The sequence below is a fragment of the Sinorhizobium psoraleae genome, assembly GCF_013283645.1.
GTDB lineage: Bacteria > Pseudomonadota > Alphaproteobacteria > Rhizobiales > Rhizobiaceae > Sinorhizobium > Sinorhizobium psoraleae.
The window spans coordinates 485,960-507,045 of record NZ_JABEKV010000004.1 but is presented as its reverse complement, the minus strand read 5'-3'; the positions used below and the strand labels follow the sequence as shown (position 1 = coordinate 507,045).

The 21,086-nt window shown below is 60.7% G+C and carries 16 protein-coding genes; 7 read left to right on the top strand and 9 right to left on the bottom strand.

Annotated elements, in window-relative coordinates; all coding sequences use genetic code 11:
- Window positions 1–44 precede the first annotated feature (44 nt).
- Complete coding sequence (gene gpt / locus ILFOPFJJ_RS23395; RefSeq protein WP_173512934.1) at window positions 45–542, top strand: xanthine phosphoribosyltransferase; 498 nt, start codon at window positions 45–47, stop codon at window positions 540–542.
- 18 nt (window positions 543–560) lie between these two features.
- Here gpt and ILFOPFJJ_RS23390 read toward each other — a convergent pair whose 3' ends face one another.
- Window positions 561–2,036 (bottom strand): NAD(P)H-hydrate dehydratase, encoded by a 1,476-nt coding sequence (locus ILFOPFJJ_RS23390; RefSeq protein WP_173512933.1) that lies wholly within the window; start codon window positions 2,034–2,036, stop codon window positions 561–563.
- A 334-nt stretch (window positions 2,037–2,370) separates the two neighbouring features.
- On the opposite strand from ILFOPFJJ_RS23390, the gene ILFOPFJJ_RS23385 reads away from it, so the two are divergent.
- The 3 genes from ILFOPFJJ_RS23385 to hspQ all read left to right on the top strand — a co-directional run bounded on the left by ILFOPFJJ_RS23385 (window position 2,371) and on the right by hspQ (window position 4,703).
- Entirely contained in the window at window positions 2,371–2,709 is a 339-nt protein-coding gene (locus ILFOPFJJ_RS23385) for a P-II family nitrogen regulator (RefSeq protein WP_003528058.1), read from the top strand.
- 79 nt (window positions 2,710–2,788) lie between these two features.
- Window positions 2,789–4,198: a type I glutamate--ammonia ligase gene (gene glnA, locus ILFOPFJJ_RS23380; protein WP_173512932.1), complete on the top strand. Its 1,410-nt coding sequence runs from the start codon at window positions 2,789–2,791 to the stop codon at window positions 4,196–4,198.
- Between the two features lie 175 nt (window positions 4,199–4,373).
- Window positions 4,374–4,703 (top strand): heat shock protein HspQ, encoded by a 330-nt coding sequence (gene hspQ, locus ILFOPFJJ_RS23375; RefSeq protein WP_173512931.1) that lies wholly within the window; start codon window positions 4,374–4,376, stop codon window positions 4,701–4,703.
- 164 nt (window positions 4,704–4,867) lie between these two features.
- Here hspQ and ILFOPFJJ_RS23370 read toward each other — a convergent pair whose 3' ends face one another.
- A complete protein-coding gene (locus tag ILFOPFJJ_RS23370; protein WP_173512930.1) occupies window positions 4,868–5,491 on the bottom strand; it encodes an invasion associated locus B family protein in 624 nt (207 codons plus the stop codon).
- Window positions 5,492–5,877: 386 nt separating this feature from the next.
- Here ILFOPFJJ_RS23370 and ILFOPFJJ_RS23365 point away from each other — a divergent pair, with 386 nt between their 5' ends.
- Both ILFOPFJJ_RS23365 and ILFOPFJJ_RS23360 read left to right on the top strand, forming a co-directional pair.
- A complete protein-coding gene (locus tag ILFOPFJJ_RS23365) occupies window positions 5,878–7,665 on the top strand; it encodes an extracellular solute-binding protein (RefSeq protein ID WP_173513340.1) in 1,788 nt (595 codons plus the stop codon).
- A gap of 181 nt (window positions 7,666–7,846) precedes the next feature.
- Complete coding sequence (locus tag ILFOPFJJ_RS23360; RefSeq protein ID WP_173512929.1) at window positions 7,847–8,509, top strand: DsbA family oxidoreductase; 663 nt, start codon at window positions 7,847–7,849, stop codon at window positions 8,507–8,509.
- 54 nt (window positions 8,510–8,563) lie between these two features.
- On the opposite strand, the gene mfd is transcribed toward ILFOPFJJ_RS23360, so the two are convergent.
- Entirely contained in the window at window positions 8,564–12,073 is a 3,510-nt protein-coding gene (gene mfd, locus ILFOPFJJ_RS23355) for a transcription-repair coupling factor (protein WP_173512928.1), read from the bottom strand.
- A gap of 8 nt (window positions 12,074–12,081) precedes the next feature.
- The gene (locus ILFOPFJJ_RS23350) at window positions 12,082–12,387 is read right to left on the bottom strand and encodes an FAD assembly factor SdhE (protein WP_173512927.1); all 306 of its coding nucleotides are present in this window, start codon (window positions 12,385–12,387) and stop codon (window positions 12,082–12,084) included.
- 121 nt (window positions 12,388–12,508) lie between these two features.
- Between ILFOPFJJ_RS23350 and recG the strand changes: the two genes are divergently transcribed.
- On the top strand, window positions 12,509–14,614 hold the full coding sequence (gene recG / locus ILFOPFJJ_RS23345; protein WP_173512926.1) for an ATP-dependent DNA helicase RecG: 2,106 nt from the start codon (window positions 12,509–12,511) through the stop codon (window positions 14,612–14,614).
- Between the two features lie 15 nt (window positions 14,615–14,629).
- Here recG and ILFOPFJJ_RS23340 read toward each other — a convergent pair whose 3' ends face one another.
- The 5 genes from ILFOPFJJ_RS23340 to ILFOPFJJ_RS23320 all read right to left on the bottom strand — a co-directional run bounded on the left by ILFOPFJJ_RS23340 (window position 14,630) and on the right by ILFOPFJJ_RS23320 (window position 20,972).
- Entirely contained in the window at window positions 14,630–15,322 is a 693-nt protein-coding gene (locus tag ILFOPFJJ_RS23340) for a DUF502 domain-containing protein (RefSeq protein ID WP_173512925.1), read from the bottom strand.
- 18 nt (window positions 15,323–15,340) lie between these two features.
- The gene (locus ILFOPFJJ_RS23335; RefSeq protein WP_173512924.1) at window positions 15,341–15,838 is read right to left on the bottom strand and encodes a GNAT family N-acetyltransferase; all 498 of its coding nucleotides are present in this window, start codon (window positions 15,836–15,838) and stop codon (window positions 15,341–15,343) included.
- Window positions 15,835–17,661 carry a glutamine--fructose-6-phosphate transaminase (isomerizing) gene (gene glmS / locus ILFOPFJJ_RS23330; RefSeq protein WP_173512923.1) on the bottom strand — a complete coding sequence of 609 codons (1,827 nt, stop codon included), beginning with the start codon at window positions 17,659–17,661 and terminating at the stop codon, window positions 15,835–15,837. Before glmS ends, ILFOPFJJ_RS23335 begins: the two co-directional genes overlap by 4 nt.
- Window positions 17,662–17,804: 143 nt before the next feature.
- A complete protein-coding gene (gene glmU / locus ILFOPFJJ_RS23325) occupies window positions 17,805–19,175 on the bottom strand; it encodes a bifunctional UDP-N-acetylglucosamine diphosphorylase/glucosamine-1-phosphate N-acetyltransferase GlmU (protein WP_173512922.1) in 1,371 nt (456 codons plus the stop codon).
- Between the two features lie 150 nt (window positions 19,176–19,325).
- Complete coding sequence (locus ILFOPFJJ_RS23320) at window positions 19,326–20,972, bottom strand: Na/Pi cotransporter family protein (protein ID WP_173512921.1); 1,647 nt, start codon at window positions 20,970–20,972, stop codon at window positions 19,326–19,328.
- Window positions 20,973–21,086 lie beyond the last annotated feature (114 nt).

Here is a 21,086-nt window from a genome sequence, read left to right as displayed (position 1 = left end):
CCGCACTTCGCAACCTGTGTTCGACGAGAAGCCGGAGCCCGCACATGTCTCTTCCAGATAAAGCCTTTCCAGTAACCTGGGACCAGTTCCACCGCGACGCCCGCGCGCTCGCGTGGCGGCTGGCCGACAACGGCCAGGAATGGCGTGCGATGGTCTGCATCACCCGCGGGGGCCTCGTTCCGGCGGCAATCGTCTCCCGCGAACTCAACATCCGCATGATCGAGACCGTCTGCATCGCCTCCTATCACGATTACGACACGCAGGGACAGATGAAGGTCCTCAAGGGTATCTCTCCGGAAATCGCCAGGGACGGCGGTAAAGGCGTGCTGATCGTCGACGACCTGACGGACACCGGCAAGACCGCCGCCGAAGTGCGCGCAATGCTGCCTAAAGCCCATTTCGCCGCCGTCTATGCCAAGCCGAAGGGACGCCCGCTCGTCGACACTTTCGTGACCGAGGTGAGCCAGGATACCTGGATCTATTTCCCGTGGGACATGGGCTTCACCTATCAGGAGCCGATCGCCAAGGGCACGCGCGGCTGATGCTGCGTAGAGTGTAAGTCACGGAAGCGGCGGGATGTTCTCGATGAGTGTCTCCGCCGTCATGCCGCGACCTGCGCGCGTGCCGGCCTCTCCGTGGCGCCAGACCGCGGCGGCGGCAGCCTCGAAGGCCGGCATGCCCTGCGCCAGATGAGCGCCGACAATTCCGGCAAGGACATCACCCGATCCCGCGGTGGCGAGTGATGGCGGAGCATTGGCATTGACGATAGCACGCCCTGATGGAGCGGCGACAACCGTATCGGGGCCTTTGTAAACGATGACGGCGTGGCTCAGTCGCGCAGCCGCTTGCGCCTTTTCAATCTTGGACAGCGCAGCATCCGCGACAATCTCGGGGAACAACCGTGCGAACTCGCCCTCGTGCGGCGTCATCACCAGTCGCCCCCCGCTGTTGGCTGCTCGTTCGAAGAGTTCCGCCCTTGCCTTCTCGAAAGACGTCATTCCGTCGGCATCGAGAACCAGCGCTCGATCGCAAAGCATCAGGGCAAAGTCCCTCGTCTTCTTCCCGACGCCAAAGCCCGGTCCGAGCACGAATGCGTTCACCCGCTTGTCATTGAGCCATGCCGCAAGGTCTTCCGTGTCCCGAATTTCCCTGAGCATCACCGCCGTAAGGTGGGACGCATTGACGGCGAGCGCTTCCGCCGGCGATGCAAGCGTCACCAGACCGGCACCCGCTGCGAGGCCAGCGGCGGCTGACAGGCGCGCTGCGCCAGTCGAGAGCGAACCGCCCGAAAGCACACCCAGATGGCCCCGCCGGTACTTGTGCGTGGCAGGATCCAGAGCGCTGGCGTGCGATCCCCATGCGGCTGGTGTATTGAGCCGCAGGTCGCCGGCCCTCTCGCTGACCAGCCGCGCCGGAATACCGATGTCGAATACCTCCAGGGCGCCGCAACGGACGCGCCCGGGCATCAGCAGATGGCCGGGTTTCCTGGCCATGAACGTGACCGTATGTGCGGCAGTGAAGCTCGTACCCCGGACCTCTCCCGTGCGCCCGTCCACGCCCGAGGGCAGATCAACCGCGATTACCGGTATTCGGCCCTCGCTCACCCGCTCGATAGTTTTATACGCCTCTTCCGGCAGATCGCGGGCAAGCCCTGCCCCGAACAAGGCATCGACGACGACGTCACCGGGCTGCGGCTCGTAAGCGATGAGCGGCTGCACCGAGAGTGGACAGGCGCGCTGCGCTCGCGCCGCGTCCCCTTTCAATGCCTCCGGCTTGCCGAGCGCAAACACGGCCACATCGGCGCCGCCGTCCGCGAGCGCCGACGCGGCAACATAGCCATCGCCGCCATTGTTGCCAGGTCCGCAAAGCACGACGAAGCGAAGCGCCTCCGGAAAGAGCCGCAAGGCCGCCGCCGACACCGCCATTCCGGCTGAACGCATCAGAGTGAAGCTATCGATGCCCGAATCGGCGGCCGCTTTGTCGATCGCCGTCATTTCGGCGGGTGTCACCAGAACGTCTTGGAGCGCGTCAAGCATGAAGCAGATCTAACCGCGCCGAGGCGCCCAAAGCAAGGAGGCGCGAGAATAAACGAAATGAGTACTTTTTATGCATTTGCACATTATTGGTGCTCAAATAACGTGCTTGTGGCGCCTGACGCAGCACGATTACTGGCATCAAACCACGAAACTTCATAAAAAATAGGCAGAATGACCGGGAAGGCACGGCGCAATCCCACCCGTCTCCGAATCAAGCTGTGAAAATTCACTATCCGGGGTTTTATTCCGCGACAAAACTGGCACGCTACGTGCATATTGGAGGCCGAGCGGGCATGAACCTGCTTTAAAGGGAGAAGCGGAGAGACATTTTCTCATGAAAAAGATCGAAGCGATCATAAAACCCTTCAAGCTCGACGAAGTGAAGGAAGCCCTTCAGGAAGTCGGCCTGCAGGGGATAACCGTCACGGAAGCCAAGGGCTTCGGACGACAGAAGGGACACACGGAGCTCTACAGGGGCGCCGAATATGTGGTGGACTTCCTGCCGAAGGTAAAGGTCGAAGTGGTGCTGGCGGACGAAAACGCAGAGGCCGTAATCGAGGCCATTCGCAATGCCGCGCAGACCGGCCGCATCGGCGATGGAAAGATTTTCGTGTCCAATGTGGAAGAAGTCATTCGAATCCGCACCGGCGAAACCGGCCTCGACGCCATCTAATCACGCCATCAGATCCTGGGGGGCCGTCCGGCCCCGATTTTTTCAAACCTCGTCATCTCAAAACAGGGATTTACAACAAATGACGACTGCGAGTGAAGTTCTGAAGCAAATCAAGGACAACGACGTCAAGTTCGTCGACCTTCGCTTTACGGACCCGAAGGGCAAGCTGCAGCATGTGACGATGGACGTCGTCTGCGTCGACGAAGACATGTTCGCCGACGGCGTCATGTTCGACGGCTCCTCGATTTCCGGTTGGAAGGCCATCAACGAGTCCGACATGGTGCTGATGCCCGATCCGGAAACGGCTCACATGGATCCATTCTTCGCTCAGTCGACCATGGTCATTCTCTGCGATATTCTCGATCCGGTTTCCGGCGAATCCTACAACCGCGACCCGCGCGGCACGGCGAAGAAGGCGGAAGCCTATCTCAAGGCCTCCGGCATCGGCGATACGGTCTTCGTTGGTCCGGAAGCAGAATTCTTCGTGTTCGACGACGTGAAGTACAAGGCCGACCCGTACAACACCGGCTTCAAGCTTGATTCGTCCGAACTGCCGTCCAACGACGACACCGAATACGAGACCGGCAACCTCGGCCATCGTCCGCGCATCAAGGGCGGCTACTTCCCGGTACCGCCGATCGACAGTTGCCAGGACATGCGCTCTGAAATGCTGACCGTGCTTGCCGAAATGGGAGTCACGGTTGAAAAGCATCACCACGAAGTGGCCGCCGCCCAGCACGAGCTTGGCGTCAAGTTCGATGCGCTCGTTCGCAACGCCGACAAGATGCAGATCTACAAATACGTCGTGCACCAGGTTGCCAATGCCTACGGCAAGACCGCAACCTTCATGCCGAAGCCCGTCTTCGGCGACAACGGTTCGGGCATGCACGTCCACCTGTCGATCTGGAAGGACGGCAAGCCGACCTTTGCCGGCGACGAATATGCCGGGCTGTCGGAGACCTGCCTCTACTTCATCGGCGGCATCATCAAGCACGCCAAGGCCCTCAACGCCTTCACCAACCCGTCGACGAACTCCTACAAGCGTCTCGTCCCGGGCTATGAAGCGCCGGTTCTGCTCGCCTATTCGGCCCGCAACCGCTCGGCTTCGTGCCGTATCCCGTTCGGCAGCAACCCGAAGGCCAAGCGCGTCGAAGTCCGCTTCCCGGATCCGAGCGCGAACCCCTACCTCGCCTTCGCCGCCATGCTGATGGCCGGCCTCGACGGCATCAAGAACAAGCTTCATCCCGGCAAGGCGATGGACAAGGACCTCTATGACCTGCCGCCGAAGGAACTGAAGAAGATCCCGACCGTTTGCGGCAGCTTGCGCGAAGCGCTCGAAAGCCTCGACAAGGATCGCAAGTTCCTGACAGCCGGCGGCGTCTTCGACGACGACCAGATCGACTCGTTCATCGAACTGAAGATGCAGGAAGTCATGCGCTTCGAAATGACGCCGCATCCCGTCGAATACGACATGTACTATTCGGTCTGACGAAAATGGACCGGTCAGCAGGCATGTCCGGTCCGCTTACGACAACGGAAAAGGCGGGCTCACTTGAAGCCCGCCTTTTTTCATTTGCAATGCCCCTAAAGAACGGTTCACCGCAGACCTATTGATGTTCCGCACGCGGCAACCCAGATTATTGTCTGAAAGGATGTGTTGCGTCATGAAACAAAGAAACGCGAAATTTGAGATCGGACAGGTGGTTCGCCACCGGGTCTTCCCGTTCCGCGGCGTCATCTTTGACGTCGATCCGGAATATGCCAACACCGAGGAATGGTGGAATGCCATCCCGCCGGAAATTCGGCCAAGCAAGGACCAGCCCTTCTATCATCTCTTCGCCGAGAACGACGACACCGAATATGTCGCATATGTTTCCGAACAGAACCTCGTGTCCGATGACAGCGATAGACCGGTCCGCCACCCGCAGGTGGACGCCCTGTTCGACAAGGCGGATGCCGGGCATTACAAACCCAAAGCCACCTATCGACACTAGGGCATTGTCAGTTTGACGATTGCTTGACTAAGACGCTCCGGCACTACGGTCCCGGGGCGTCTTGTTCTTAGGCCGCCTGAAGAAGTCGGATAATCGCGCTGCACGGCAACAAAAAACGCCCGGACCAGTGGCCCGAGCGTTCCGATTTCAGGAACCGAGAATGGTTATTGCTGCTTGGCGGCCTTCTGGGCCTCTTCCAGCTTCTTGCGGGCGTCTTCCGCCTTCTTCTGCATTTCTTCCTGCAGCAGACGCTGGCGTTCTTCCAGCTGCGACTGTTCGATCGGCTCACCGTCGAAGACGCCGGTGAAACCTTCCAGCGACATCTTGATCGGGTTCGGAGCGCGCTGGAAATTGACCGACGTGAAGACGACTTCGTTGCCCTTCTTCAGATTGGCGATCAGCGCGTCGGAAAGCGGCGCTTCAGCAACGCACTTGTCAGGCATGCAGATGGCGTAGTCGAGCTTGACGCCCTTGCCACCATCGATCTGCATCTGAACGCCCGGCGGAATCATGCGGGCAGAAGGTACGGAAACCTGCATAACCTTGCGGTTGATCTTGCCGGAGACGGTGATGAGGCCGACGGCGGTGATGAGCTGACCATTGTTGGCGGTGAGCAGGTTCTGAACGATGCAGACGTCGTTGTCTTCCTGCTTGGTGCAAACCTTGAACCAACCCTGCGGCGGCTTGCCTGCCTGCGCGAAAGCAACGCTGGGCGCACCGGCGGCTGCAACAGAGAGCGCCAGCGCTGCCATTGCCGCGCGATTGGTGAAGTTCGACTTGAAGATCATTGTGATTCCGTCTCCTGAAATCCGGTTCCGGAACAAACTGTTCCGATGGTGAGTATCGTCAGCCGCCGTTGTCCTGTTGGCCAATTGAGGCATTTGAATGGCCCCGTTTCCGGAAACACCTGTTACATTGGCTCGTGATGTTTATCCAGTGTTTCGTTGCATTTTTTGCAACCCGTGAAGCTCGAAATACCCGGATTCCACGATCTTCCAGGATCGAACCCATCAAGAATCGCGGTGGTCGATTCCCGGATGCCAGAGCGGGAGCCCGGCGGAAAACCGCTCTGGCGAAGGTTGGAAATGTGGGCTCGCATTGGTAACGTGGCGGGAATCGGCCTGTAGAAATCCCTCGGGAGGTGAAGTTGCGCGCAGTTCTTTCCGGCCTTGTCATGCTTTTGGCCGCCAGCACATTCGGCAAGGAAGCCGTGGCCGCGCCTGTGCATGCCATTTCCATGCATGGTGAGCCCGGACTGCCCGCCGACTTCAAGAACTTCCCTTACGTCAACCCCAACGTGAAGAAGGGGGGCAAGATTTCCTATGGAGTCGTCGGCACTTTCGACAGCCTCAATCCCTTCATTCTGAAGAGTATGCGGACAACCGCCCGAGGCATGTGGGATCCGGGCTTCGGCAATCTCGTCTATGAATCGCTGATGCAGCGCTCCCAGGATGAACCGTTCACCATGTACGGGCTGCTTGCGGAAAGCGTCGAGTGGGACGACGATCGCACCTTCATCCAGTTCAATCTGAATCCCAAGGCACGCTGGGCGGACGGCCAGCCCGTGACGGCCGAAGATGTCATGTTCAGTTTCGAGTTGATGCGCGACAAGGGACGCGCGCCCTTCAGCAACCGCCTCTCCAAGGTCGCCAAGATGGAGAAGGTCGGCGAACGCAGTGTCCGCTTCACTTTCAACGAGGATGTCGACCGCGAATTCCCGCTTCTGCTCGCGCTTTCACCGGTATTGCCGAAACACGCGATCAACGTCGATAGCTTCGACAGGACGACACTCGAGCCGCCGCTTGGCTCCGGGCCCTATCGCGTCGCCGAAGTGAAGGCGGGCGAGCGCATCATCTACCGCCGGAATCCGGACTACTGGGGCAAGGATCTGCCTTCCAAGATCGGCCTCGACAATTACGACGAGATTTCGGTCGAGTATTTCCTCCAGGAGAACTCCCTCTTCGAGGCCTTCAAGAAGGGAGAGGTCGATGTCTATCCGGAAGGTAGCGCGACGAAATGGGCACGCGGTTACGATTTTCCGGCGGTGCGCTCGGGCGACGTGATCAAGGATAGCTTCACGCCGAAGACGCCCTCCGGCATGCTCGGCTTCGTCTTCAATACGCGCAGGCCGATGTTCAACAACATCAAGCTGCGCCAGGGCCTCGCGCTCGTTTTCGACTTCGAATGGGTGAACAAGAATCTGTTCGACGGTGCCTATACCCGAACCCAGAGCTATTGGCAGAATTCGTCGCTTTCCTTCCTCGGCGTCGCGGCGGACGACCGTGAGCTGGGCCTCATGGGCGATGTCAGAGAGAAGGTCAATCCGACCATTCTCGATGGAACCTACCGCCTTCCCGTCACCGATGCGTCCGGTCGCGATCGCAACGTGCTGCGCGAGGCGGTGACGCTGCTTCGCGAAGCCGGCTACGCAATCAAGGACGGCAAGATGGTCGACGCCAAAGGCACACCGCTCGCCTTCGAGATCATGAGCCAGAACGCAGGGCAGGAGAAGATCGCGCTCGCCTACCAGCGGTTCCTCGCGCCGCTCGGAATTGTCGCGACCGTGCGCACCGTCGACGATTCCCAGTACCAGCAACGCAGCCAGTCGTTCGACTACGACGTGATCATTAAGTCCTTCCCCTCTTCGCTTTCCCCGGGCGTCGAACAACTCGGGCGCTGGGGTTCGCAATCGCGGGACAGGCAGGGCAGCGATAATTTTGCCGGCGTTGCCGACAAGGACATCGACAAACTGATCAACAATATCCTTCAGGCACGGACCACCGAAGACTTCACCGCCGCAGTCCGCGCTCATGACCGGCTGCTGGTTTCCAACGCCTATGTAGTGCCGCTCTACCATCTCGACGCGCAATGGATCGCACGGTGGAAACACATCGGGCGCCCAGCCACGGTGCCGCTCTACGGCTACCAGCTACCGACCTGGTGGGACGAGCGCGCGCAGTAACGACAGCGCCGTGCGTCTTTCAGAAGCACAAACGGCTAGAACTTTGAATCGCTGCATGTTTTTGTCCGTGAATCGGCTTCGATTTAAGGAAACATGCAGTAGGTTCCTATTTGGTAACGCATTGAAAGCATCGCCATAGCGGCCTATCTCGCAGGTTCACGAAGAAAGAAAGGCTGGCACTATGGAAACCGTCAAAATCGATATCGTCTCGGATGTTGTATGTCCGTGGTGCTATCTCGGAAAGAGCCGCCTCGACCAAGCGATCGCCAACGTCGCCGGCGACATCCATGTGATGATCCAGTGGCGGCCGTACCAGCTCAATCCCGACCTGCCGCCGGAGGGTGTCGACCACAAGCGGCACCTTGCCGCAAAGCTCGGCGGTCAGGAGGCTGTCGACCGGGCCCACAAGATGCTTGAAGGACTTGGCCAGGAAGACGGTATCGACTTCAACTTCGATGCCGTGAAGATCAGCCCAAACACCCTTGACGCCCACCGGCTGATCCGCTGGGCAGCAACCAATGGCGAGGAAACCCAGGCCGAGGTCGTGCGCCTGCTGTTCAAGGCAAATTTCGAGGAAGGCCGAAACGTCGGCGATCACGCCGTCCTGCTGGAGATTGCCGAGCAGGCTGGCCTCGACGGTCCGGTCATCGCCGCCCTTCTCACCTCCGACGCGGACAAGGACGCGGTCAAGCAGGAGATCGAAGTGGCTCGCGAGATGGGTGTCAGCGGCGTCCCATGCTTCATCATCGAGGAGCAATATGCTGTGATGGGCGCGCAATCGGTCGATGTGCTGACGAACGCATTGCGCGAGATCGCGCAGATGAAAGCAAGCACTGCTCACTGAACCGGCTGATGGAAACCGAAATGCCGCCCGGTAAAACCGGGCGGCATTTTTGTTTCAGGCCACCTTTGCAAGTCCGGCGAGTTGCGTCATCACCGTGGCTGCGCCGGACAGCCTCTTGTCCGGTGTCGCAAGTTCGCGCTGGAAGAAGATGCTCTGGTCCGGGCGAATCTTCGCGAGCGTTCCCTGTTTGGCGATGTAACCGACGAGGGCGGCCGGGTTGGGAAATTCCTTGTTGCGGAACTGAACAACCACGCCTTTCGGCCCGGCATCGAGTTTTTCGACATTGGCCGTGCGGCAGAGCGACTTGATGTAAACGATCTTCAGGAGGTGCTGAACCTCGGTCGGCAGCGGCCCGAAGCGATCGATCAGCTCCGCGCCGAAACCATCGATCTCCTTCAGGTCCGTCAGTTCGCCGAGACGACGGTAAAGTCCGAGCCTCAGGTTCAGATCCGGCACATACTCTTCCGGGATCATGACGGGCGTCCCGACCGATATCTGCGGCGACCAGCCGGTATCGTGGATTTCCTCCTCGCCCTTGAGCTCGGCGACAGCCTCCTCCAGCATCTGCTGGTAGAGCTCGAAGCCGACTTCCTTGATGTGGCCGGACTGCTCCTCGCCAAGCAGGTTGCCGGCGCCGCGGATATCGAGATCGTGGCTGGCGAGCTGGAAGCCGGCACCCAGCGTATCGAGCGACTGCAGCACCTTCAGCCGGCGTTCTGCGGGCCCCGTCAATGTCTTGTTGACCGGCAGGGTGAAGAGCGCAAAGGCGCGAACCTTGGACCGACCTACCCGGCCGCGAAGCTGGTAAAGCTGGGCGAGACCGAACATGTCGGCGCGGTGCACGATCAAGGTATTGGCGGTCGGAACGTCGAGGCCCGATTCGACGATCGTCGTCGAGAGGAGCACATCGTATCGCCCTTCGTAAAAGGCGTTCATGATGTCTTCAAGTTCGGTAGCCGGCATCTGGCCATGGGCGACCGCGACCTTCAATTCCGGCACATCGGAATTCAGGAAGTCGTGGATCTCCGAAAGATCGCTCAAGCGCGGGCAGACATAGAAGCTTTGGCCGCCGCGATAATGCTCGCGCATCAGTGTCTCGCGGATCACCAGCGCATCGAAGGGAGAGATGAATGTGCGCACCGCCATGCGGTCGACCGGTGGCGTCGTGATCAGCGACAATTCGCGAACGCCGGTCAAGGCAAGCTGCAGCGTTCTCGGAATAGGCGTAGCCGACAGGGTCAGCACATGCACGTCCGATTTGAGTTCCTTGAGCCGTTCCTTGTGCTTGACGCCGAAGTGCTGCTCTTCGTCGATGATCAGCAGCCCGAGATTGGCGAACTTGACCGAAGAGCCGAGCAGCGCGTGGGTGCCGACGACGATGTCGGTCTTGCCATCGGCCACTTCCTTCTTGGTCAACGCGAGTTCCTTCGACCCGACGAGCCGCGACGCCTGCTGAATGCGGATCGGCAAGCCGCGGAATCGCTCGGCGAACGTCCTGAAATGCTGGCGGGCAAGCAATGTCGTCGGAACGACGACCGCCACCTGAACGCCGTTCATCGCGGCAATGAAGGCAGCGCGCAACGCCACCTCGGTCTTGCCGAAGCCGACATCGCCGCAGACCAGCCGGTCCATCGGCCGTCCGCTTCCGAGATCGTCGCGGACAGCATCGATCGAGTTCATCTGATCTTCGGTTTCATCGTAAGGGAAGCGCGCGGCGAATTCGTCATAGACCCCGTCGTGGGCAGCCAGAACAGGCGCGTGGCGAGTATGGCGCTCGGCAGCGATGCGAATAAGGCCTCCGGCCATATCGAGCAGCCGCTTCTTGAGCTTGGCCTTGCGTGCCTGCCATGCGACGCCGCCGAGCTTGTCGAGCATCGCGTCGGTGCCCTCGGAACCGTAGCGCGACAACAATTCGATGTTCTCGACCGGCAGAAAGAGCTTGGCATCCTCCGCATAGACAAGCTCGAGACAGTCATGCGGCGCGCCGGCCGCCTCGATCGTGCGCAAGCCAACGAAACGGCCGATGCCATGTTCCGCATGGACGACATAGCTGCCCTCGTCAAGGCCGGTCACCTCGGCGATGAAGTCGGCGCCACGTTTGCGACGCTTCGAACGGCGCACCATTCTGTCGCCAAGAATGTCCTGCTCGCCGATAACCACGAGATCGCCGCTCTCGAAGCCGGCTTCGAGACTGAGGACCGCGGAAGCCGCCTCGCCCGGCTTCAGCGAGCGCACATCGGACAGAGCCTTGATCGGACGAATATTGGCAAGCCCGTGCTCCGCGAGAACCTGTAGAAGCCGATCGAGCGATCCTTCCGACCAGCCCGAAATGACGACCTTTGCACCTTTCGCCCGCCTTTCGGCGATGTGCTTGACGGCTTGATCGAAGACGTTCGCGCGCTCGCCGTCGCTTTCTACCTCGCCTGCCGCCTTTGCCCAGCGCAGTCCCTGCCTCGCGTCGATAGCGACCACCTGACGCGCTTCCCCCTCATGTTCATTGAATGGCGACAGGCGGACCGCGTTGCGTTCGTTGAGCATCGCTCCGAAGCCTTCGGCTCCGAGGTAAAGCAGTTCCGGCGGCACGGGTTTGTAGGGCGTACCCTGCGAGATCTGGCTTTTGCCCGGCGATGACGAGGCCAGGCGGGCGTCATAGTAGTCGAGGATGAGCTTCGATCGCTCCGCCGCCGCCTCACGCACCAGATGGTCCGTCACGATGCGGAAATCATCGAGATAATCGAAGACCGTCTCCAAGCCGTCATAGAAAAGCGGCAGCCAATGCTCCATACCGGCGTAGCGGCGTCCTTCCGATACCGCCTGGTAAAGCGCATCGTCACGCGTCGCAGCCCCAAAGAGCGAAAGATACTGCTTGCGGAAATGGCTGATCGTCTCCGGCGTCAGCGACACTTCGCTCATCGGGTTGAGGTCGAGCGACCGAACCTGGCCGGTCGTGCGCTGGCTCGCCGGATCGAAGGAACGGATCGTCTCCAGCGTGTCGCCGAAGAAATCCAGCCGCAACGGTTCGCCGCTACCGGGCACATACACGTCCAGGATGCCGCCCCGCACGGCGAATTCGCCCACTTCGCGCACCGTCGGTACGCGCTCGAAGCCGTTCCGCTCCAGTCGCGCGGCAATGTCGTCCATACGGATCTGGTTGCCTGGTCTCGCCGAAAAGGCGAGGCTTTCAATCACATCCTGCGGAGAGATCTTCTGGAGCGCCGCGTTGACGGTAACCAGCACGATCGCCGGATGCGGCTTCGCCCGATGCGCTATCAGCGCGCTCAAGGCAGCAAGCCTCCGCGCGGATGTGTCTGCACTCGGGGACACGCGGTCGTAGGGCAGGCAGTCCCAGCCCGGCAGGGTGAGAACCGGAATGTCCGGGGCCACGAAGCCGAGAACCTGCTCTAGGTCGGCGATCCGCTGACCGTCGGAAAGGATATAGGCGACGGGGCTTCCTGCTCGCGCCAACTCGGCAAGAATCAATGCCTCGGCGCCGGACGGCACCGGGCCGATCGTCACTTCCCTTCTCGCGGAAAGGATCTTCTTCGGATCAAGGCCAGATATCATGGGTGCGTCTATTTCGTTTCCTGGCGAGCGTTGTCGAAATCGGGGCGATAAGCTGCGATACGGCCGAACAGCGGCGTCGCATAGCGTTCCGGCAGAGTCTGCTCGCCGGTTATCCACCGGACGAGATCGTTGTCCTCCTCGCGCATGATCGTCTCGAGCTCATCGAGTTCCGCGTCTGAGAGGGTCGCCAGTTCCGCCTCTGCGAATTGCCCGAGAATCAAATCCATCTCGCGAATGCCGCGATGCCAAGAACGAAAGAGGATCCTGCGCCGACGCGGGTCGAGATCGGCGCTGGTACGCGTGATGCCGGTCATGGAAAATCCTTCCTGCCGTCCGCAGCCAAGGGGCGGGTTTTTAGTCATTGGGCTCTATAAACGCTGGAAGGCAGGTTGTCAGCCTTGCCAAAGCCGGAATTATCATCGCAATTTCATCATCATGCGCCCTGCCCTCCTCGACCCGCTGTTTTCGCCTCTCGACACGCTGCCCGGCATCGGTCCGAAAACCGGCGAACTCTACGCGCGTCTGCTCGGCCGCGAAACGATCGACGATTGCCGGGTGATCGATCTTGTCTTCCACGCGCCCCACTCGCTGATCGACCGACGCCAGCAACCGGGGATTGCCTATGCGCCGCAGGGATCCATCGTCACCATCACCGGCCGCGTCGACCGACATCAGCCATCGCCTCGCGGCAGGCCGAATGTACCCTACCGAGTCTTCCTGCACGACGATACCGGCGAACTGGCGCTTACCTTTTTCCGCGTCAAGGGAAATTGGCTGGAGAAGGCGTTGCCTCTCGATGAAGCCGTTGTCGTCAGCGGCAAGGTGGATTGGTTCAACGGCCGGGCGTCCATGGTGCATCCCGACTACATGGTAAGGGTCGCCGAAGCGGAAAATCTGCCGCTCGTCGAACCTGTCTATGGCCTGACCGCCGGCCTCTCACCGCGAACGCTGCGGCGCTCGATCGAAGCGGCGGTGGCGCGCGTACCGGATCTGCCCGAGTGGCTCGATGAGCCGCTGCTCCGCCAGCAAGGATTTCAAAGCGCAACGGAAAGTTTCCAGCGCCTGCACGAGCCGCGGGATGAAACCGATATCGACGCACAGGCTCCGGCGCGGCGGCGACTCGCCTACGACGAATTTCTTGCCGGGCAATTGTCGCTTTCGCTCGTACGCCAGCGGCTGCGCAAGGTCGCCGGCACACCCGTTCATCCGACCGGCAAATTGACCGAGCCAGTCCTCCGAGCGCTGCCCTTCTCTCTCACGGCGAGCCAGACCGCGGCGATCCGCGACATACTTGCCGACATGTCCGGCAGCGATCGCATGCTGCGCCTGCTGCAGGGCGACGTCGGTTCCGGCAAGACGGCGGTGGCGCTGATGTCGATGCTCGCCGCGATCGAATCCGGTGGCCAGGCGGTGCTGATGGCGCCGACCGAAATCCTTGCCCGGCAACATCATGCGACGCTCTCAAAAATGGCCGCCCCGGCCGGTATCACGATCGATGTTCTGACCGGCCGCACGAAAGGCAAGGAACGCGATGCGATCCTGGAGCGTATCGCCTCTGGCGAAACGCAGATGGTGATCGGAACGCATGCTCTTTTCCAGGAGGCCGTGAACTACCACCAACTCGTGCTCGCGATCGTCGACGAACAGCATCGTTTCGGCGTTCACCAACGGCTGAGGCTTACTGCCAAAGGCATTTCCCCGCACATGCTCGTGATGACGGCGACGCCTATTCCCCGCACGCTCGTGCTTGCCGCCTTCGGCGACATGGATGTTTCCAAGCTGACAGAGAAGCCGGCCGGGCGAAAACCGATACAGACGGTGACGATCCCCACCGAGCGGACGGACGAGATCATCGACAGGCTCGATGCGGCCCTCGGGCAAGGCAAGAAAGCCTACTGGATCTGTCCGCTCGTCGAGGAGTCCGAGGAGAGCGACATGATGTCCGCCGATGAGCGTTATCAAAGCCTCGTCCGGCGCTTCGGAAATGATGTCGGCCTTGTCCATGGCCGCATGTCCGGCCCGGACAAGGACGCCGTGATGCTTGCCTTCAAGCACGGCGAGATTCGCCTGCTCGTGGCAACGACCGTGGTCGAGGTCGGCGTCGACGTTCCCGACGCGACGATCATGGTGATCGAGCATGCCGAGCGCTTCGGGCTGGCGCAGCTCCATCAATTGCGGGGCCGCGTCGGCCGTGGTGACGAGGCTTCGACCTGCATCCTTCTATACAGGAGCCCGCTCAGCGAGGCCGGCCGCGCACGTCTCTCCATTCTGCGCGAGACCGAGGACGGCTTCGTCATTGCCGAAGAAGATTTGAAATTGCGCGGCGAAGGCGAGCTTCTCGGAACGCGCCAGTCCGGCACACCCGGTTTCCGCATCGCGAGTCTGGAGGCGCACGGAGATCTTCTCGAGATCGCCCGCAGAGATGCCGCTTATGTCATCGAACGCGATCCGGATCTGACATCGGCGCGCGGCGAAGCCTTGCAGACACTTCTTTACCTTTACCGGCGCGACGAAGCGATCCGGTTCCTGCGCGCCGGTTAGGCGGGTGTTCGGTAACTAGGCCGTCTTCTGGTGGGTGATCGGCCGCGGCGGGGCGTTGGCAAGCGGCTTATGGTCGGGCGCGACAAGGCCGCCGGAAATGAGGAGCTTGGCTGCGTCTTCGGCGCTCATCTGGAGCGGTATGATCTTCTCCCGCGGCACGAACAGCAGGAAGCCGGCCGTCGGGATCGGCGTCGGCGGAAGGAACACTGTGACCATGTCCATCCCCCGCTCATCGAACTTCGCGGCGATCTCACCCTTCACGTCTGTCGCGATGAAGACCAGCGACCAGAGGCCCGGGCTCGGATACTCGATCAGCCCCGCCTTTTTGAAGGACGAGGACTGCTCCTGAAGAACCGTCTGGAAGATCTGCTTCAGCGATTTGTAGATCGTGCGGACGAGCGGCGTCCTGTTGACGAGCGACTCGCCGAAGGAGACGATCGACCGCCCGACGAGATTGGCCGTCAGAAATCCGACGAGCGTGATGACAATGATCGCAACGAGGAGACCAAAGCCCGGTATGGCGACCGGCGAATAGGTGTCCGGATTGTAAAAGTTCGGCAGGTAAGGTTTCACCCACCCGTCCGCCCATTCGATGAAGGAACGAACCAGCCAGACGGTAATCGCCAGGGGTGCACAGATGATAAGCCCGGTCAGAAAATAATTGCGCAACCGGGTTGCGATGATGCCGCGTTTGGAGCCTTCCGTCATGCCGTTGCCATCAATTCGTCACATCGGCCCAAAAGCCGGATGATACGCGACATTGCCGGAAACCTTCGTTTCCGACAAGGCCAAAACCATGAAATATTGCGGCGCACACCCCGGAAAGACAAGTGTGGGTTCATTGCGAAATCCGAATTTTCGGTAGAACTCCGGCTCCCCGACAACGACGCAGCCGGAAGCGCCGGATTTCCGTAGCATATCAAGACCTTGGCGAATGAGCGTGCTGCCCACGCCGCGCCCCTGCCTGTCTGGCCGCACCGAAACTGGACCAAGGTCATACCACCCGGCGGCAGGGGGAGTGATCGTTACAGGCGAAAAGGCGATATGAGCGATCACCTCGCCCGCGTCTTCCGCAACAAGCGACAGGGCAAGCGCGCCAGCGGCGCGCAGGCGCTCGATGATGAGCGGCTCCGTCTGGTCGCTGTGCGGATGACCGGCAAAGGCGGCCGCCGTTACATCGCGGATAGCCTGGTGATCGTCGCTCCGCTCCGGCCGGATGATCATTCGACCGTTACCGACTTGGCCAGGTTACGTGGCTGGTCGACATCAGTGCCCATGAACACGGCGGTGTGATAGGCAAGAAGCTGGATCGGCAAGGCGAAGATCATCGGCGCGATAATCTCGTCGACATTCGGCAATACGATCGTATGCATCGTGTCGAGCTTCGACGCGGCAGCTCCCAATTCGTCAGTGATGAGAATGATGCGTCCGCCACGGGCCGCAACTTCCTGCATGTTCGAGACGGTCTTGTCGAAGAACCGGTCGTGCGGCGCGATGACGATGACCGGCATGTTTTCATCGATCAATGCGATCGGACCATGCTTCAGCTCGCCGGCGGCATAGCCTTCCGCATGGATGTAGGAAATCTCCTTGAGCTTCAGCGCGCCCTCCATCGCCAGCGGGAAGCTGGTGCCGCGCCCGAGGTAGAGCACGTCACGGCACTTCGACAATTCGCGCGACAGGAGCTCGATCTTCGGCTGGATGCTGTTCAGCACCTGGCCCATGATGCGCGGCATCTCGGCGAGACTTCTCACCAGCGCCTGTTCTTCCTGCTCGCTGACCGTGCCGCGCGCCCTGCCGGCGCCGACGGCAAGCGCGGCGAGCACGGCAAGCTGGCAGGTGAAGGCTTTGGTCGAAGCGACACCGATCTCGGGACCGGCGAGGATCGGAAAGACGGCGTCGGACTCCCGCGCGATTGTCGATTCGCGGGTATTCACGACGGCGCCGATCTTGAGGCCATGTTCCTTGCAGTAGCGGAGCGATGCCAGCGTATCCGCCGTTTCGCCCGACTGCGAAATGAAAAGAGCGGCCGATTGCGGCGAGAGCGGGATCTCGCGATAGCGGAACTCGGAAGCGACGTCGATTTCGACCGGCAGACGCGCATAACGCTCGAACCAGTATTTGCCGATCAGCCCGGCGAGATAGGCGGTACCGCAGGCGGAAATAGCGAGGCTCGGCACTTTGGCGAAATCAACGGCGTCGGAAACCGGCGTCACCCGGTTCTCGATGAAGTCGATGTAGTGGCCGAGCGCGTGGGAGATGACCTCCGGTTGCTCGTAGATTTCCTTCTCCATGAAATGGCGATGATTGCCCTTGTCGACCATGTAGGCAGCAGCCATCGAAATCTGACGCGGACGCGTAACGACGTTTCCATCAATGTCGAAGATGTGCGCACCTGCCGCGCCGATAACGGCCCAATCGCCATCGATCAGATAGGTGATTTCATTGGTAAAGGGTGCCAACGCGATAGCATCCGATCCCAGGAACATTTCGCCGTTGCCATGGCCGATTGCGAGCGGCGGCCCGTTTCGTGCCGCCATGATCGTCGATGGATCATCTTCGAAAAGCACGGCAAGCGCATAGGCCCCCGTAACGCGCTTCAACATCGCGTGCATGGCTTCGCGCCGTCCCATGCCGTCACGATGGTATTTCGTCAGAAGATGCGCCACGACTTCCGTGTCGGTGTCGGTCCGGAACTCGGCGCCCGATGCGGTGAGTTCGTCCTTCAATTCCGCGAAGTTCTCGATGATGCCGTTGTGGACCACGGCAACGCCATCGGTGAAATGGGGATGCGCATTGCGTTCGGTCGGGGCGCCATGCGTCGCCCAACGCGTGTGTGCAATGCCGATGCTGCCGGCCAGAGGTTCCTCTTTGAGCCTCGTTTCGAGATTGATCAGCTTGCCCTCGGCACGGCGGCGCTTCAGCCTGCCTCCGTCGATGGTCGCGACGCCGGCCGAATCATAGCCCCGGTATTCCAGCCGCTTCAGGGCGTCGACCAACCGCTCCGATACCGGCTGACTGCCGACAATACCAACAATACCGCACATATCCCTCTCCGCATCCCCTTCACGCCGATGACCGCGTGGCAACTCTCCGAAGCGACTCTCGCCGCCTTCGGGCCTTGGTAACGAAATTGACGCTCGAGGCAATCCACCTCGATTTCACTTTCAGTTTCAGTGTTTAACGAGATCTACTCGGCAGCCTTTGCCTTCTTCTTGGCAGCCTTCTCCGCTTCGTAACGCTCCCGCAGGATCCTCGCCCTGCCCGGCTTGATTTCCTGACGCGCGCGCCCGAAGGCGACTGCGTCCGCGGGAACATCCTCGGTAATGACGCTACCAGAGGCAACCAGCGCACCATCGCCGACCGCCACCGGAGCCACAAGCGACGAGTTCGAACCGACAAAGGCATTTTCTCCTATGCGGGTCACATGCTTGTTCACCCCGTCATAGTTGCAGGTGATGGTTCCCGCCCCGATGTTCGATCCGGCACCGACGAACGCATCGCCGATATAGGTCAGATGGTTGACCTTGGCGCCGGCACCGATTTCAGCCTTCTTGACCTCGCAGAAGTTGCCGACCTTCGATTTGGGGCCGAGATCGGCGCCGGGGCGAAGGCGCGCAAACGGTCCCACGGTCGCGCCTGCGCGAACGAGCGCGCCTTCAAGATGCGAAAACGCGTGAATGATGGCTCCGCTTTCGACGCTGACGCCAGGGCCGAAGACCACGTTCGGCTCTACAACAACATCCTGGGCAAGCTCGGTGTCCCAGGAAAGAAAAACCGTTTCGGGCGCGATCATCGACACTCCCGACAGCATCAGTTCGTGCCGCCGGCGCTCTTGCCAGAGACGCTCGATATAGGCGAGTTCCGCTCGTGTGTTGCAGCCGGTCAGCTCCTCCTCGGGGGCCTCAACGGCAATTGCCCTACCTCCGGCGGTGCGAACGATTTCAACGAGATCGGTGAGATAGTACTCGCCCTTGACATTGGCATTGCCGATACGCCCGAGAAGGTCGAGAGCCTTGCGGCCGTTAATGGCCATCAGCCCGCCGTTGCAATAGGTGATGCGGCGCTCCGCCTCGGAAGCATCCTTGTGTTCGCGGATTGCGACCAGCACTCCGTCTTCGATGATGAGGCGTCCGTAACCGGTCGGATCGGCGGCTTCGAACCCGATGACGACAACATCATTGCCTTCGGCCAACCCGTCGCGCGCTGCCTTTAGCGGTCCTGCCGTGATAAGGGGGGTGTCGCCGAAGACGACCAGAATGTCGTCATAGCCCCGTGCGATGGCTTCGCGAGCCGCTAGAACGGCATGCCCGGTGCCGAGGCGCTCCTTCTGAAGGAAGGAAGTCACGGTAATGCCGGCGGTTTGGGCGGCGGCGGAAACAGCCTCGGCATCGCGGCCTACGACGAGCGCCACATCGGAGATCGACGCGCTCGATAGTGCGTCGATGACGTGAGCGATCATCGGCCTGCCCGCCACCGGATGCAACACCTTCGATACGGACGATTTCATCCGCGTGCTCTCGCCAGCCGCCAGGATGATTGCCAGGCACGTCCGTTCCATTCTCATTTCTCCTTGGTATTGATCGCAGGCAGATGCCCTATCGTCTGACTCGACGGTGTTCTTATAGGCAAGATATTGCGAGAAACACAATTCTCACAATCACGTCGCGTAACCCCTGGTTAAAACCTGACGCCGGTCGCCTGCGAGCACTCAAGCCTCCGGACGCAGCCTGCTTTCCGTCAAGAGGCCGCTTTCCTCGAGAATGGGATAGGCCACGGACGCTATGTGTGCGTTGACGCGCTTCAGGTCTCGCAACATGTCGAGATGCAGCGAACTCGTCTGCAGGCTTTGCAGCAGGCCGTCGCGAAGCCGTTCGAGGTGCCGCTCCGCCGAACGTTTCTCCATGTGGCGGACGTCGACCTTGACCTCGATCAGGTGGCGAGCGAGGTCCGCATTGCGGCTGACGAAGATCGTCTGAGCGATGCGCAGGTTGTCGATGGTCAGGTTGAAAAGGCTTTTCAGCTCCTGATAGCCATCCTCGGAAAACTTCAACCCATTGGTGACTTTCTTGCCGATTTGCTCGCAGATTCCCTTCTCGATGATATCGCCCATGTGCTCGAGATTGATCGCATAGTCGATGATGACGATCGAGCGGCGACCGTCCTCGGCGCTGAGCCCGTCGCGGCCCAGACGAGACAGGAATATCTTCACCTCCTGCTGGAGCAGGTCGACCTGCTTTTCCATTTTTCCGATGTCACGCAGCTCACCGAGGTCGTTGTTGTTGAAGGCGTTCGAGGCGCGTGTCAGCATCGCCTCGACCAGATCCCCGACGCGCAACACTTCACGTGTCGCCCCGGAAAGCGCCATCACCGGCGTATCGAGCGTCGTTTCGTCGAGATAACGCGGGCCCGTCTCGCCAGACTCTTCGTCGGGAACGAACCGGCCCATCAGCCGCGCCAGCAATCCTGCGAACGGCCAGGCGATAATCGCGACGACGAGATTGAAAACAAGATGGACGTCGACCGGCAGGTTTTGTCGCGGCAACGGCAAATGCTGCAGCCATTCGGCATTGATCCCTGCAATCGGAAGCGCAATGAGGCAGCCGATGCCGCGCACTACGAGGTTTCCCAGCGTCACGCGGCGCGCTGGCGGCGCTGAACCGAGTGTGGCGATAACCGGCGGGACGGCTCCTCCGATATTGGCGCCAAGCACCAATGCGACGGTCAGCCCCGCGGACAGCACACCAGCAGAAGACAGGGAAAGAACGAGCATGACGATCGCCAGGCTGGACGACGATGCGAAAGCCAGGCCTGCCGAGATGATCACCGCAACGGGCCAGGCGCTGTCGAGCATGCTGAGAAATGCTGCGAGCGCACGGGATTCGCGCATCGGTTCCGTCGCGACCGAGAGCAGATCAAGCGACAGCAGCATCAAACCGATGCCGACAAGCGCGAAGCCGGCGCCCTGACGCGCGCTCGACCGGCTCATCCGGTGGATGACAACGCCTGCGAGAATAATGACCGGCGAGAGCCACTCGACCCCGGTGGCGACGATCCAGGCGGTCATCGCCGTGCCGACATTGGCGCCCAGCAGAACGATCTGCGCCATCTGTGCGCGCACCAGCCCCTTCTCGACGAAGGAAGCCGTCATCAAGGCGGTGGCGGTCGAACTCTGCAATGCAAGGGTCGCGATGAGACCTGTCACAAACGAGCGAACAGCGCCGCTCGTTCCCTGCGCGAGGCCGGTGCGCAGCCTCGATCCGAATGCACGGGTGACGCCATCCTTGACGAGCGACAGGCCGAACAAAAGTAGCGCCACCGCTCCGAAAAGATTGACCATCACGATCGTTGACTGCATGGCATGAATTCCCGTAACGGCCGCTGGAATCGGAGTAGTTTACTCCATTATCGAGCACACAATTCCCATTTCGTCGCTATGAGACATGCGCTGGAAATCGAGAATTTCGCAGAT